At 35.6% G+C, this 16,054-nt stretch carries 10 protein-coding genes; 6 read left to right on the forward strand and 4 right to left on the reverse strand.

Features of this window, described 5'->3' with window-relative positions; genetic code table 11:
• Positions 1-21: 21 nt before the first annotated feature.
• The 6 genes from ABXQ82_RS06810 (at position 22) to ABXQ82_RS06835 (ending at position 7,211) form a co-directional block, all read left to right on the forward strand.
• Entirely contained in the window at positions 22-456 is a 435-nt protein-coding gene (locus ABXQ82_RS06810) for a hypothetical protein (protein ID WP_367056829.1), read from the forward strand.
• Positions 457-458: 2 nt separating this feature from the next.
• Positions 459-1,067, forward strand: a complete 609-nt coding sequence (locus ABXQ82_RS06815; RefSeq protein WP_367056832.1) for a biopolymer transporter ExbD — start codon at positions 459-461, stop codon at positions 1,065-1,067.
• Positions 1,068-1,100: 33 nt separating this feature from the next.
• Positions 1,101-1,583 (forward strand): biopolymer transporter ExbD, encoded by a 483-nt coding sequence (locus ABXQ82_RS06820; RefSeq protein ID WP_367056835.1) that lies wholly within the window; start codon positions 1,101-1,103, stop codon positions 1,581-1,583.
• A 147-nt stretch (positions 1,584-1,730) separates the two neighbouring features.
• Positions 1,731-2,171, forward strand: coding sequence for a translesion error-prone DNA polymerase V autoproteolytic subunit (gene umuD / locus ABXQ82_RS06825; RefSeq protein ID WP_367056838.1), 441 nt, complete (start codon positions 1,731-1,733; stop codon positions 2,169-2,171).
• A 27-nt stretch (positions 2,172-2,198) separates the two neighbouring features.
• A complete protein-coding gene (locus tag ABXQ82_RS06830; RefSeq protein WP_367056841.1) occupies positions 2,199-5,477 on the forward strand; it encodes a VCBS repeat-containing protein in 3,279 nt (1,092 codons plus the stop codon).
• A gap of 3 nt (positions 5,478-5,480) precedes the next feature.
• Positions 5,481-7,211 carry a sodium:solute symporter family protein gene (locus tag ABXQ82_RS06835; RefSeq protein ID WP_367056844.1) on the forward strand — a complete coding sequence of 577 codons (1,731 nt, stop codon included), beginning with the start codon at positions 5,481-5,483 and terminating at the stop codon, positions 7,209-7,211.
• A 50-nt stretch (positions 7,212-7,261) separates the two neighbouring features.
• Here ABXQ82_RS06835 and odhB read toward each other — a convergent pair whose 3' ends face one another.
• The 4 genes from odhB to ABXQ82_RS06855 all read right to left on the reverse strand — a co-directional run bounded on the left by odhB (position 7,262) and on the right by ABXQ82_RS06855 (position 15,986).
• Positions 7,262-8,476 (reverse strand): 2-oxoglutarate dehydrogenase complex dihydrolipoyllysine-residue succinyltransferase, encoded by a 1,215-nt coding sequence (gene odhB / locus ABXQ82_RS06840; RefSeq protein WP_367056847.1) that lies wholly within the window; start codon positions 8,474-8,476, stop codon positions 7,262-7,264.
• A 36-nt stretch (positions 8,477-8,512) separates the two neighbouring features.
• The gene (locus ABXQ82_RS06845) at positions 8,513-11,257 is read right to left on the reverse strand and encodes a 2-oxoglutarate dehydrogenase E1 component (RefSeq protein WP_367056850.1); all 2,745 of its coding nucleotides are present in this window, start codon (positions 11,255-11,257) and stop codon (positions 8,513-8,515) included.
• A gap of 230 nt (positions 11,258-11,487) precedes the next feature.
• The gene (locus ABXQ82_RS06850; RefSeq protein WP_367056853.1) at positions 11,488-13,122 is read right to left on the reverse strand and encodes a G-D-S-L family lipolytic protein; all 1,635 of its coding nucleotides are present in this window, start codon (positions 13,120-13,122) and stop codon (positions 11,488-11,490) included.
• Between the two features lie 11 nt (positions 13,123-13,133).
• Entirely contained in the window at positions 13,134-15,986 is a 2,853-nt protein-coding gene (locus ABXQ82_RS06855; protein WP_367056856.1) for a TonB-dependent receptor, read from the reverse strand.
• Positions 15,987-16,054 lie beyond the last annotated feature (68 nt).

A 16,054-nucleotide genomic window follows, 5' to 3' on the forward strand; every position in this document is an offset into this window, starting at 1 on the left:
TAATTTAAAATTGTAACTATTATGAAAAAAATATTAACCATAGTATTAGCAATAGTTGGGATACTTTCCATAGTGTTTCTGGCTATGATAATATCAGCAGGCGATGAAGCTGTTAAGGCAGGGGAATCTAGCGGTAGCGTAGATACTTTTATGTATATAGCATACTTGATTTTATTACTTACTTTAGCTTTTGTTGTTATTTTCAGCTTAAAGAATATATTTACGAACCCAGATACACTAAAAAGTACTGTTAAAGGTGTCGGAGCATTTGCTATAGTAGCTTTAATATGCTATTTTGGATTGGCTCAAGGTGAGGAAACAATTCTTAAAGATGGAAACGTCTTTTCTGAAGGAGGATCAAAGTTATTGGGAGCAGGACTATATTTATTCTATGCACTTATTCTAATTGCAGGTGGATCAATGTTGTTCTTCGGAATTAAAAAAATGATTAAATAATTATGGCAAAAAGATCAGCACCAGAAGTAAATGCAGGCTCTATGGCCGATATTGCCTTCTTGTTATTGATATTTTTCTTGGTGACTACAACCATTGAGAAAGATTCGGGGATTAACCGAAAGTTACCCCCAATTGAAGACAATACCGAGCCGCCTATTATAAAACAAAAGAATATTTTTACTGTTTTAATTAATAAGCATGACCAACTACTTGTTGAGGACGAATCTATGGACATCAAAGATTTAAGACAAGCAGCTGTTGCTTTTTTGGATAATGGTGGTGATGGTTCTTGTTCTTTTTGTCAAGGAGCTAAGGATCCAAAATCATCCGATAATCCAGATAAGGCAATTATTTCTTTAAAGAATGACCGTGAGACGTCCTATGCAGCCTACATTTCTGTTCAAAATGAGTTGGTTGCAGCATATAATATTTTAAGAAATAGGCGTGCTTTAGAACTTGGACCTTCCAAAGGTTTTCCAAATATGGATTTTATACAAATGGAAAACATGTATAATGACGTTAGGTGGAGCGGTAATAAAACGAAATTGAAAGCACTTATAGAGCAAATCAAAACGGAGATTCCACAAAAGCTCTCTGAAGTAGTTGAGTAAAAAAACAAATTAGAATTAAATAACTTAAAGAGTATGTCTAAGTTTAAAAAGAAAGGGGATGGAGGATTAGCACCTATTAATACGGCGTCTTTACCTGATATTGTTTTTATGTTATTATTCTTTTTTATGGTGGCTACCGTAATGAGAGAAGATACACTTAAAATTAAAAATTCATTACCACTTGCAGATCAAGTTGAAAAACTGGATAAAAAGAACCCTGTAAGTTATATTTACATGGGAAGACCAAGTGAAAACTATAAAAAATACGGTACTGAGGCTAAAATTCAGTTGAATGATAATTTTGCTGATGTGAGTGAAGTAGCTGCTTTTATCGCTGCCGAACGCGCTGCTCTAAGGGAGGAACTTGTAAACTACTTAACTGTGTCGCTTAAAGTAGATAAAGATGCAAATATGGGTATTGTAGGTGATGTAAAGCAGGAATTGAGAAAGGTTAATGCTTTAAAAATCAATTACACTACTGGTACAGGTGATGCAATTTCTAACATGACGAAATAAAATCTTATTAGTATAAATATTCTTAATGAATATTGTAAAAGTCGAGAATATAATTCTCGACTTTTTTATGCGATATAAATTATAAAACTGGTCATATGGAGCTAATATTTATTAACTTTAGGCAGAACCATTTCTTATCATAAAAAAATGCTACTACATAATTCTCAAAATCTTACATTCTTTAATCCTAGAGTTTTAAACAATTCAGGTGCGCCTTTTTTTGATATGGGCATATCGGCTGGATTTCCTTCTCCTGCTGATGATTTTAAAGAGGAGTGTTTATCGTTGGATAAAGAACTTGTAAAGAACAAAGAAGCTACGTTTTTTGCTCGAGTAAGCGGACAATCCATGATTGGTGCGGGACTTGATGATAATGACTTATTGGTGATAGATAGAAGTTTGGAACCAGCACATAATAAGATAGCTGTATGTTTCTTAGATGGGGAGTTTACCGTAAAACGATTAAAAGTTCAAGGAGATGGTGTTTGGTTGCAACCAGAAAATTCCAATTATTCGCCAATAAAAATTACGGATGAAAATAACTTCATTATTTGGGGGCTCGTTACCAGCGTCATAAAGAAAGTATAATAGTACTACAACCATTTTTGTGAGGTCATGAATTTTAAATTTTATTTTTTCCTACTGATTTTATCGCTTTGTTTAGGCTGTAAAGAAAATATCGATAGGTCTTATTATGAGGATGAAACAGATGTAGTTTTTACCAATATACCTGCATCATATTCTCATATTAATTTCAAGAATTCTATTGAAGAAAACCAAGACCTCAACTTTTTAAATTATACGTATGTCTATAACGGAGGAGGTGTGGCAGTTGGCGACATAAACAACGATGGGCTGGAAGATGTATATTTTACATCAAATCAAAATTCAAACAAGTTATATTTAAATAAAGGCGGTTTTGTATTCGAGGATATTACAGAAAGCGCAGGAGTAACAGATAAAAATGGCTGGAGTACCGGTGTTACCATGATAGATATCAATAACGATGGTTGGTTAGATATCTATGTATGTAAATCTGGAAGTTTAAACACTATGGTTTTCCGCAGAAATCAACTTTTTATAAATCAAAAGGATAATACTTTTAAAGAAGAAGCTAAAAAATATGGTGTAACGGGCGGTTACGCATTTTCTACGCAATCCTATTTTTTTGATTACGATAAAGATGGCGATTTGGACATGTATCTTGTAAATCATCGCCCAGATTTTAACAGTCAAATTTCAATCGATTTAAACTTAAATAAGCCATTGACTTTAGAACATTCCGATGCATTATTTAGAAACGATAACGGAAGGTATTATAACATCACAAGGCAAGCAGGTGTAGCAAATAACGCATGGGGATTAAGTGCCTCAATCGGAGATTTCAACAATGATGGATGGCAAGATATTTACGTTGCCAACGATTTTTATGAACCAGATTTCTTATACATCAACAATCAAGATGGCACATTTACAGAATCGTGTAAAGATTATTTTAAGCATATTCCAACCAATAGTATGGGGAGCGATTTTGCCGATATAAATAATGATCTATTGCCAGATTTAGTGGTGTTGGACATGATGGCTGCCGATAGAAAACGAGGCAAGGAAAATATGGCAACCATGAGCACCAATAATTTTAACTTAATGGTTAACAATGGCTATCACTATCAATATATGTCTAATATGTTGCAGCTAAATAACGGAAATGGCGCATATAGCGAAATAGGACAACTAACAGGTATTGCAAAAACAGACTGGAGTTGGACACCCCTTATTGCCGATTTTGATAACGATGGATTTAATGATCTTTTTGTAACAAATGGCATAGAAAGAGACTTGACCAATCAGGATTTTAAGCATCAAATTGCTGAGGATATTATGAGTAATAAAAAGTTTAGTTTAGATGAAGCACTTAACATGGTGCCTTCAACAAAACTGAATAATTATATGTTTCTCAATAATAAGGATCATACATTTGACGATGTGAGTTCAAACTTTGGATTTGATATTAAAGTGAATTCTAACGGAGCAGCATACGCAGATTTTGATAATGATGGCGATTTAGATTTGGTTTTGAATAACCAGTCGGACATGGCATCATTGTATCGAAATAACTCTGATGCAAACAACTATATCAAATTATCATTTAAAGGGTCAAATAATAACACAAAGGGTATTGGAACTCAAGCGGTAATTTATTCTCAAAACTCAAAGCAAATAAAAGAAGTGAACCCCAGTAGAGGTTATCAATCTTCAGTAAGCTATAATTTGAATTTTGGTTTAGGAAAAGCCAAAGTTATAGATAGTATTCGTATTCTTTGGAACGATGGTAAATCGGAATTGATGACCAACGTTAAAGCGAATCAAAATCTAGAAGTATCATATTCAAACGCTAGAAATAAGACCATTTTAGAACCAAATCACACTTCAAGATTTGAAACAATTAGTTCTAGTGACTTAGGAATTCAATATGAACATCATCCAGTCGATTTTAATGATTATGATTTACAATTGTTACTCCCACAAAAACAATCTACAATTGATAATGCACTAGCTGTTGTCGATGTTAATAATGATGGTTTGGATGATGTTTTCATAGGAAACACAAGTGGTTATGCAGCGGAATTATACATTCAAAATAAAGAAGGAACATTTTCTTTGAAAAACAATTCAATATTTGAAAAGGATAAAAAATTCAATGATAATAATGCCTTGTTTTTTGATGTAGATGGCGATGATGATTTAGATCTATACGTTGCTACAGGGAATTATAGTGATAAAGAAAATAGTAGTTTACTTCAAGACCGATTGTATATTAATGATGGAAAAGGAAACTTTTCCAAAGGAAAACTGCCTAAAATGCTTAGTGTTACAAAAGCAATTGCTACCAACGATTTTGATGGTGATGGCGATTTAGATGTGTTTGTTGGTGGTAGAGTTGTTCCAGGGAAATATCCAAATGCTCCAAAATCTTATCTATTGGAAAACAGAAATGGGACTTTAGTTGATGCAACAAAAAATATAGCTCAAGGAATTCAAAATATTGGATTGGTAAATGATGCAATCTTTTCTGATTATGATAAAGATGGTGATGCAGATTTAATGATTGTAGGCGAATGGATGCCAATATCTGTATTCAATAATGAAAATGGAAAATTTTCTAAAGTTGAATTAGAAACAGACAATATTAGGGGTTGGTTTCAAACGATAAAAAATATTGATTTTGATGGAGATGGGGACGATGATTATTTCGTCGGCAATTTAGGGAAGAACAATAAATTTCATCCAAAAGAAGATAAACCATTGCATATTTACGCTAATTATTTTGACGGCAATAACAGTTATGATATCGCATTAAGCAAGGAGTCTGAAGGTAATTTATTTCCAGTTCGCGGCAAAGAATGTTCATCTGAACAAACCCCTTTTTTAAAGGAAAAGTTTAAAACGTATAAAGATTTTGCTGCTTCAAATCTATTTGATGTTTATGGGAAAGAGAAAATAGAGGAAGCATTACATCTTAAAGTAACTAGTTTTTCTTCTTACTATATTGAAAACAAAGATAATGGGGTGTTTGATTTTAAGGAATTACCAAATGTGGCGCAATTTGGGCCTATTCTAGACTTTGAGTTTGTGGATGTAAATAATGATGGGGAACAAGGCATACTTGGAGTTGGCAGTATGTACAATGCCGAGGTAGAGACCATTCGTTATGATGCGTCGAGGGGTTTTGTGTTATCTTCAAATCAAGAAAATACTAATGGTTTTTCAATTACAGATGAAAACTTCACAAATAAAGAAACCAAAGCAATAGAAAAAATAGTTATCAAAGGTGTGCCTTACTTCATATTGTTTAATGCTAATGAGGAACTTACGGCTCTAAAAATCAACTAAACTATGGTAAACCTCTCTGGGTTAGATATTGCTATCATAATCGCTTTTTTTGTAATTACATTATTTATTGGTATTTGGGTTTCCAAACAAGCCGGTAAAAACAGCACGGAGTTCTTTTTATCTGGACGGAATATGCCTTGGTGGTTATTGGGAGTTTCTATGGTGGCAACCACATTTGCTGCTGATACACCAGGTTTAGTAACGGAGTTAGTTAGAAAAGACGGGGTCTCAGGTAACTGGGTGTGGTGGGCTTTTTTACTTACAGGGATGTTGACTGTTTTTTTCTATGCGAAACTTTGGCGCAAATCAGGTATTTCAACCGATCTGGAGTTTTATGAGTTAAGGTATTCAGGCAAATCAGCAAGTTTTTTAAGAGGGTTTAGAGCGATTTATTTAGGCGTGATTTTTAATATTATTACCATGGCAGGTGTTTGTTTGGCTGGGGCTAAAATCGCCAATATTTTATTGGGTTTACCTCAAGAGGAAGCACTATTGTATTCGTCCATAGTAGTTGTGATTTATGCCTCTTTAGGAGGATTGAAAGGCGTGCTTATTACTGATTTTATTCAGTTTATTATTGCTATGGTGGGTTCAATTTGGGCTACTATTTATATTGTAAACCTTCCTGAAATTGGAGGAATGCAAAACCTATTAACGCACGAAAATGTTGCGGGTAAATTAGATATTCTTCCAGATTTTTCTAATTCCGAAGTATTAATTACCTTGTTTATTATTCCGTTTGCCGTACAATGGTGGAGTACTTGGTATCCTGGTGCCGAACCAGGAGGCGGAGGCTATATCGCACAACGTATGCTTGCGGCCAAAGACGAAAAAAACGCCACTTGGGCGACTTTATTCTTCAATTTTGCGCATTACGCCTTAAGACCTTGGCCGTGGATTGTAGTTGGTTTAGCTTCGTTAGTTATTTTTCCAACCTTAGAAAGTATCAATACGGCATTTCCTAATTTAAATGAAGATATGCAAGGTCATGATGTAGCATATGCTGCAATGATGACGTATTTGCCAGCTGGATTAATTGGTATTGTGTTAACATCATTAATCGCAGCGTTTATGAGTACAATTTCAACACAGTTGAACTGGGGAAGCTCATATATAGTAAATGATTTTTATGGACGATTTATAAACAGAGAAGCCTCAGAAAAACAAAAGGTTTTAGTCGGTAGAGTATCTACAGTTTTATTAATGGTTTGTGCAGCTTTATTTTCATTTTATATAAAATCTGCAAAAGATGTCTTTGATTTGTTATTACAAATAGGTGCAGGAACAGGCTTGTTGTTTATTATGCGCTGGTTTTGGAATAGAATTAATCCTTATAGCGAAATAGCTGCAATGGTAATTTCCTTTATCATTGCCATTATATTTTTTAGTAATGGAAAATTAGATACACCATGGTTTGAAATTGCTGGTTATTGGCAATTAATAATAGGAGTTGTAATTACTACGATAGGGTGGGTTTTAGTGACATTAGTTACTTCGGAAACAGACAAAAATACTATTAAGAAATTTGAAGCATTAGTCTATGGTGAGGATAGTAAGTTTAAGAATTTCGGCTATAAAATATTAGCATTTTTCTTTGGTGTTATTGGGACTTACAGTTTTTTATTTGCTACAGGGTATTTTATTTATGGGAAAACGCAATCGGCAATATTACTGTCGGTTTTGTCTATATCTTGTGGTGCGCTTTTAGTTAAGAACTGGAAAAAGATAATATAAAAAATGCGAAACATAAGTTCCGCATTTTTAAGATTGACTTTTTATTTCTATTAAAGCTCTAAAGCTTTTTTAACATCATTGTTCATCAATAATTCAATCGGGTTTTCTAATGCTTCTTTTACAGCAACTAAGAAACCAACACTTTCTTTTCCGTCAATTATTCTATGGTCATAAGATAATGCCACGTACATCATTGGTCTTATTTCTACTTTTCCATCAATAGCAACAGGACGCTCTATAATATTGTGCATTCCTAAAATACCACTTTGAGGTGGGTTGATAATAGGGGTAGAAAGCATACTTCCAAATACACCACCATTAGATATTGTAAAAGTTCCTCCTGTCATTTCATCAACAGTAATCTGTCCGTCACGAGCGCGAATAGCTAAACGTTTCACTTCAGATTCTACACCTCTAAAGCTTAAGTTTTCAACATTTCTCATTACTGGAACCATTAATCCTTTTGGGCCAGAAACCGCAATACTGATATCACAGAAGTCGTAGCTTATCATTTCTTTACCGTCAATCATAGAATTAACCGCAGGATACATTTTTAACGCTCTTACAATTGCTAATGTGAAGAAACTCATAAATCCTAAGCCAACACCATGTTTCGTTTTAAACGTCTCTTTATATTCTTTTCTAAGTTCAAAAATTGGAGACATATCGACCTCGTTAAACGTGGTTAACATGGCTGTAGTATTTTTAGCTTCCACTAAACGTTCTGCTACTTTACGACGCAACATAGACATTTTGCTTCTTGTAGTACCACGATTTCCTCCTGTTGGAGTTCCCATAGAAGGTACAGCGTTAACAGCATCATCCTTAGTTACGCGACCATCTTTACCAGTTCCAGAAATAGAAGCAGCATCAATTCCTTTTTCAGAAAGAATCTTTTTTGCTGCTGGACTTGCTGTTCCTGTAGCATAGGTTTTAGATTCTGATGTCTTTTGAGCAGGAGCAGCTTCAGCTTTTGGAGCTTCCTCTTTTTTATCATCTTTGGACGTATCACTACCCTCTGGTTTTTCTGCACTTGTATCTATAAGACAAACAACAGCACCAACATTTACAGCATCACCTTCTTCAGCTTTTAATGTTATCGTACCACTCGCTTCTGCAGGAAGTTCTAATGTAGCTTTATCGCTATCTACTTCGGCGATCGCTTGGTCTTTTTCAACATAATCTCCATCTTCAACTAACCAAGAAGCAATTTCTACTTCTGTGATAGATTCTCCCGGCGATGGTACTTTCATTTCTAAAATCATGTGTAAATAATTTTAATTGTATTATAATTTATTTTTTTATTGAATATCAAAAACAGCATTTATAACTCTCTGTTGTCTTCTTTTATCTCTGGTGCTAGACCCTGGTGCTGGTACTGAGTTAAATGGCCTAGAATTTACCTCTAATTTCACTAAGTCAAAACGTTGTAGCATATAACTCCAAGCCCCCATGTTTTTAGGTTCTTCTTGAGCCCAAACATATTTTTTAACGTTCGGATAGCGATCTATAGCCTTTTGAATTTTTTCTAAATGCAGCGGGAATAATTGTTCTATTCTAACTAAGGCAACATTTGATGTGCCTAATTCTTCTCTTTTTGCCAACAAATCATAGTAGAACTTACCAGTACAAAACACTAATTTTTCTACGCCTTTCGGATCAATTGTATCATCTATAACTTCTTCAAAAGAGCCATTTGCCAATTCACTAATTGAGGATACAGCTTTTGGATGACGTAATAAACTCTTTGGTGTGAAAACTATAAGGGGTTTTCTAAAACCGCGTTTCATTTGTCGTCTTAACAAATGATACATACTGGCAGGAGTTGTACAATCCGCAACTGTCATATTATCGTTGCCACAGAGTTGTAAAAACCGTTCTATTCTAGCCGATGAATGTTCTGAACCTTGACCTTCGTAACCATGGGGCAATAAAACAACAATGCCGTTTTGAGCTTTCCATTTGTCTTCAGCAGCAGACATATATTGGTCAAAAATAATTTGGGCACCGTTACTAAAATCTCCAAATTGCGCTTCCCAAATGGTGAGTGTATTAGGGTTTGCCATAGCATAACCATAATCGAAACCAAGAACACCATATTCGGATAATAAGGAATTATAAATATCCATATGTCCCTTGTTGTCGGGATTGGTATTTAATAAGTTAATACGCTCTTCAGATACGATATCCCTTAAAATAGCATGACGATGACTAAACGTACCACGTTCTACATCTTGTCCAGAAATACGAACGTTAAAGCCTTCCTCCATTAAACTACCGTAAGCTAAGGTTTCCGCCATACCCCAATCTAGAGTGTCAGTTTCAAAAACCATTTTCGCACGACCTTCTAAAATACGCTCCGCTTTACGCAAAAACTTTTGCCCAGGGGGAACCGTAGAAACTACTTTAGAAATATGTTTCAGTTTATCCTCCGGATATGTTGTGTCTTCAGGCTTTAACATGGCATCTAAACCTTGTCGCTCAAACCCGTTCCATCGCTCTTGCATAAATTCACGGACTTTTGAAGAATCAGCATCTTTAGATTTTTCATATTCTTCTTCAAGTCGGCCTTTAAATTCGGCTACAATACCGTCAGAATAAGATTTGTCAATGGTGCTTTCTGCAATTAATTTATCTGAATATATTTTGAAAGCGTTTGGATGTTTTGCAATGTTCTTGTACAGATTAGGTTGTGTAAAACGGGGTTCATCACCTTCGTTATGACCATATTTCCTATAGCCTAACAAATCAATATAAACATCTTTTTTGTATCGCATTCTGTAATCCAATGCCATTTCTATTGCGTGTACCACAGCTTCAGCATCATCAGCATTTACATGCAATACGGGAGAAAGTGTCACCTTTGCAACATCGGTACAATAGGTACTAGAGCGCGCATCAAGATAATTGGTCGTAAACCCTATTTGGTTATTTACAACAATATGGATGGTGCCACCCGTTTTATAGCCGTTGAGTTGACTCATTTGAGCAACTTCGTATGCTATACCTTGCCCTGCAATAGCTGCATCTCCATGAACCAGTATAGGTAAGATTTTAGAATCGTCTCCACCATAATCAGCGTCAATTTTTGCACGTGTTATACCTTCAGCAACTGGTCCAACAGTTTCTAAATGTGAAGGATTAGGCACCAAATTCATTATGATTGACTTACCGTTTTGGTATGTTTTATCTAGTGTTAAACCTAGATGGTATTTTACATCTCCATCTATATTTTCATCTTCAAAATCTTTACCGTCAAACTCACTAAAAAGTTCTCTTACCGGCTTTCTAAATATATTGATCAATGTGCTTAAACGACCACGATGCGCCATTCCAAGCACACATTCTTTAACGCCGTATTTTTCAACTGCATTATAAAGCGTATTACTAATAGCGGGTATTAACGATTCGCCACCTTCTAATGAAAAACGTTTTTGCCCAACATATTTAGTCTGTAAAAAGTGTTCGAAAGTAACGGCTTGATTTAATTTTGAAAGGATGTATTTTTTAGTTTCAACAGAATAATCAGGATGATTGTCGTTTACGTTTAATTTATCCTGCCACCATTTTATAACGTCAGGATTTCTGAGATACATATATTCCACACCAATAGAATCAGAATAAATGCTATTTAAGTGCTTTATAATTTCACGCAACGTTTGCTGTGGCCCTTTACCTAAGATTTCACCAGCATTAAACACAGTATCTAAATCGCTTTCGGACAATCCGAAATTTTCTATATCAAGAGTTGGAGAATATGTTCTTCTATCTCTAACAGGATTAGTTTTGGTAAACAAATGTCCACGACTTCTATAGCCATCAATTAAGCGAGCTACCTGAAATTCTTTTTGAATATGTTCTGGTATTTGAGTTGAAACACCTTCTACTATTTCACCATCCAGTCCATAGTTTTCCGTTCCAAAATCATAACCTTGAAAAAAGGCTCTCCAACTGGGTTCTACGGAATCGGGATGCTCTAAATATTGCTCGTATAAATCGGCAAAATAAGCTGTATGTGCTGCGTTTAAAAAGGAAAATTTATCCATTATTAGTTTAGTGCTTTCTCTTCATAAAAAAATATGCGTTAAAAATACAACTTTTACTAAAATTAGATAGGTCTTTGAGGATATTTGTAAAGAGAATGAAACGTTTTAACAAAACTCACGAAATAACAGTTAAATTTTTAACGATTTAAATGTAAAACTGGGTTTCTATAAAGGAATAAAAAAACACCCTCAATTGAAGGTGTTTAAAGTGTGTTTTTACTTAATATGATTTATTGTAACGTTGGCGAATAGTTGGTTGGAAAATCATTTGCTTTGGCAACATTACCTGAAGCTATAAAGTTAGAACCAAAATTTTCGTCAATAGCTTCTAAAAATTTATTTGCCATATAGGCATAGCCTCTAGCATTTAAGTGAATACCGTCTAGACTGATAGCACCACCAAATACTAAATCTGCGGTTAGATTAAATCCGTCAAAATCAATTCCTGTTGTAGCAGTTCGATTAAGTATGGCATTTAAATCAACTAGAGCAATATTTTCGTTTGAAGTTGCAACGCTCCCAATTGTTGCGTTATAGGCCTCTGTAGCTGTTTTTATTTCTGCTTGCTCACTGGGCAATAAAACCCATTTATCTGCTAGAGGAAGTGTTATACCTTCGGCAGAAAATTGACCTGCCACTTGTTGGGATAATCCTTGAGACATTAAAAAAGCCAAGGTAGTAGTATTAACTGTCCCAATAATGGAGCTACTAGGTAGTAAAAGCAAATCATTTTCATTGGCTTGTCTGGCTTGCCCATATACAAGACCGAATAAGGTAGCAACCTGAGGCGCTGCTGCTTCTGGAAGTCCAAAAGATTGAACTAAGGCTGTGAATGTAGGGCTTCCTTTTAATACATCAGCTATATTAGTAGCTAGGTTGGCTAAGTTTTCATCATGTATTACAACTGCGCTGGCTTCAGTTTCACTAAAAGTAATTTGACGTTCGGTTGCATTCGGAATGCCTTGACTTTCTAAAAAGGCAAATACTTGATTCAACTGACCAAAAACCCCATTTAATGTTGGTATTTGAGGACCAAAATCTGGGTTTGCAGGACTTAATGGTGCGAATGGAACTGTTGTAAAATGAGGTAAATCTGTAATGTTCGGCACATTTGTAACTACGCCTTTAGCACCGTTTGAAGTTAATGTTGTTACAAGGGTTTCAAAGGTTGCGCTAAAACCAACACCTGAGGGACCATCAACAGGCGTTATCATATTTGAACCATCACCGCCAGAGGTTGCATAACCAAGCACATCGTTACCTCCTATTTCAGATAAGGTAAAGAATGTTGGGTTTTGCGCCATGGCATCGTCTAAGACAGTTGCCGTAGGGGCAGATGCAATTCTCGCGTAAAAAGGATTTAACCCAGCATAACCAGGTGTAATTAAATGCCAACTTTTGGCTGCTGGAATTCCGAAGTTATTAAAATCGCTTCCAATACTAACCCCCGCTTCTGTAGTGATAGGGGGGACTGGAGCTCCCAATTCTGTTAAAAATTCATCTAATGGTTGAGGTCCAGGAATATCAGCATTAAATGTTAACCGATAACTTCTTACAACATTTCCACCAACTAAAATACCACCAGTATTGTCGACCATTAAGGGTTGTTTGAACGTGCCGCCTCCCAATTTAGAAAATTGTTTAGATAGGGTATTGGGAAATGAATTTTCTTGGCTTGCTATAAACAAACCATTATCTGTAAACCCAGCGGTAAAAGATGCGCCTACGGCAACATAGTTCGAAAAATCGGCACTACCTGATGTTAATTCTGGAAGTACAACTTCCTCTGGGATTGGGCTGTCTATTTCTTCACATGATATAAAACCAATTAAAAGCGTGAATAGCCATATATATTTAAATTTCATAGTTTTTTATTTTATAAGTTATTGATAGTCCAGGACACATAGTATTGTGAACCAATTAAGCCAGTACCTGCAGCCGTGAAATACTCATCGCCCATTAGGTTTGTTGCGCCAGCTTTAAAAGAAGACTTAAGGCTTGGTACTCTAAAGTTGATTTGGGCATCCAATACATGGTATGCGGGTACAGGGGCAGTTACAAAAGTAGCTTCCCAAACATAATTATCGCTCCATCGCCATGCTAAGTTAAATCCGAAATTCTTAAACAAATCGGTATTTCCAAAAGTGGCTTTTACTTTGTGTTCCGGTGTATTAAAATTAGTTTGGAAATCTGAATTTGCCTCACGGTCAAAATCTAGTTGTGTATAAGTGTAATTCACTCCTAAATCAAAATCTCCAAATACCTTTGTAGTTACACCTAAAGCAGCTCCATAGGAATTTACATTTTCAGTTGTGTTCGTGTTTGCTCGGTAGGCTTGACGATCTCCATTAGCTAAAGCAATTATTGCAAGTGGTGTTGGTGTTCCACCTACATCTGTTGTTTGTGACAATTGTACATCGCCATAAAAAGGACTAATTACGTCAACTGAAGTAATAAAATCTTTGTATTGATTAAAATAGGCACTAAAATCGATAATTACTCTTTCTACTTTACCTCGATAACCTACTTCAACTGAGCTTACTTGTTCTGGTTTAACTAAGTCAGGGTTTGCTATTTTTAAATCAGCAGGATTTCTTGAGGCAGCAAAGGCAGTAGCGGAACTTCTTGTAAAGGAATTGTTATAAGCCCCGGTACCATCATAAGTATAACTATTGGTTCCAAGTATTGCTTGCCCAGTTGCAGAAAGATCGTTACCACTTGCGGTTCTAAGATCTCTTTCGGGGTTGTTAATGGCGCCCCCAAGTAAAATTATCGGTCCTACATCAAAGCCAATATATAAGGATTGCGTATCTGGGTTTCTAAATCCTGTTTGAAAAGATGCTCTTATATTGTGATTGTCATCTTCTCCTATGTTATAACCTAAAGAAAGTCTTGGGGAGAAAAATGCATCGAACAATTCTGATTTATCATAACGCACAGAAGCCGTTAGTTTTAAGTCGTCTTCCAAAAATTTCTTTTGAAGTTGGGTATAAAAACCAACTTCAGAGTAAGGTATTGAACTTAATTTATCTGTATAAATGGAACCAAAAGAGTTGAGCTCGTATTTTCTGTAAGAACCACCCACTTGAATTTCGGCGAAATCAGTTAAATGACTGAAATTATAATTAGCGTCAGAATGGAATAATTTAGATTGATCCTTAAGTTGACTTCCTGTGAGTACGTCTGGATCATTGGTTACGGTATTAAAAGCACTTTGAAACTCTGGTGTACCGGGTTCAAACCTATCTCTGTCAGCAAACGCTCTAGCAGCAGCATGAGCCTCGTTCGCTGTTGCGCCAGCAAGGGTCTGCGTGATAAAGCCTTGTGTATATTCTCCAAACCAAACTTCATCTTCTTTCCACTTTCTGTTTATGTTCAGACCAGTAAATACCATATCATAAGAATTACCCGCATTTTCGCGTGTAATATAGGCTCTAACAAAAAAGTTATCATTTTTTACCTCTATCTTATGCTGTTGTAAAAAGAAATCTTTTATGGAATACCTGTTGGAACCCTGATAAATAGTTGCTCCAGAACCAATTTTACCTACATATTGAATTTCAAAATCATTTTCCCAAGGACGAAAATAGAGTCCCCAATCTGCTTTTATACTTTTGGCGTCGTAGTCTGTTAAATCCGATTCTGCATAACCTGTTCTACTAACATCAACATCGGGGACCAAATTTACTACTGCGGGATTAATGCCTCTTTCCGCAAGAGCCGCTAAAAATGTAGGACTCTCTTTTACAGCTCTCAAGTTGCTAGTTGCCAAATCTCCATAAATATTAACACCATCATAATCAATATCATTCTCCCGAGTACTGTTTGGTTTTACAATAGAGCTGGTTCTATCTTTACCTCGAGTGTCGTTTGCCACCCAATCGGTACCTTGTAAATAGCCAAAATTGATTTTTGCAGCAAACTTGTCACTAAATTTATGAGCGGCCCTAATCCCGTAATCTTTATAAAAATTATCTCCTGCTGCTTCTTGGGATGTAACGCCTCCCTTATAATAAGCACTGATTCCTGCATGGTCAAAAGGGTTTTTACTGCGCATAAACAAAATACCGTTAAATGCATTTGCACCATAAAGTGCTGAGGCAGCTCCTGGCAGCAGCTCAATACTTTGGACATCGGTTTCCATCATACCCAATAAGTTTCCTAAGGGGAAATTAAGTAAAGGGGCAGCGTTGTCCATGCCATCTACCAATTGCATAAAACGTGTGTTGGCAAATGTTGCAAAACCTCTAGTGTTGATGGATTTAAAGGTTAAACTGTTTGTATTAATGTCAACACCTTTAAGGTTTTCAAGAGCATCATAAAATTCTGCAGATGCGGAAGTTTTAATGTCCTTTAACCCAAACCGTTCTATAGTTACGGGAGATTCAAAAATGCGTTCAGGTGTTCTGGATGCTGAAATAACCACTTCGTCAAGAGAAGTCCCTTCTTTTAAAACGAGATTGAATTGTTGGTTGTTTGAAGTGACTTCTTCTGTCGCAGATTCAAAACCAACACTACTTGCTTGAATTGTAAACGGTGGGTTTTGATTTGTTGTTAAAGCAAAACCTCCATCAAAATCGGTCACAGTTCCTGTGGACGTACCAACAATAATAATATTTGCTCCTGGAATAGGTTGACCACTATCATCTGTTACAGTTCCTGTAATTGTTGTTTGCGCATAAGTACTAGCACAAAACAAGATCAAAATAAATCTGAGAATTGTCTTCATGTAATATTAATTAGTTTTTATTATAGGGTATTATTTAGGTGGTTGGTGTAGTTTTCAATACCAAAAAT

Source organism: Algibacter sp. 2305UL17-15 (assembly GCF_040720935.1).
Classification (GTDB): Bacteria; Bacteroidota; Bacteroidia; order Flavobacteriales; family Flavobacteriaceae; genus Jejuia.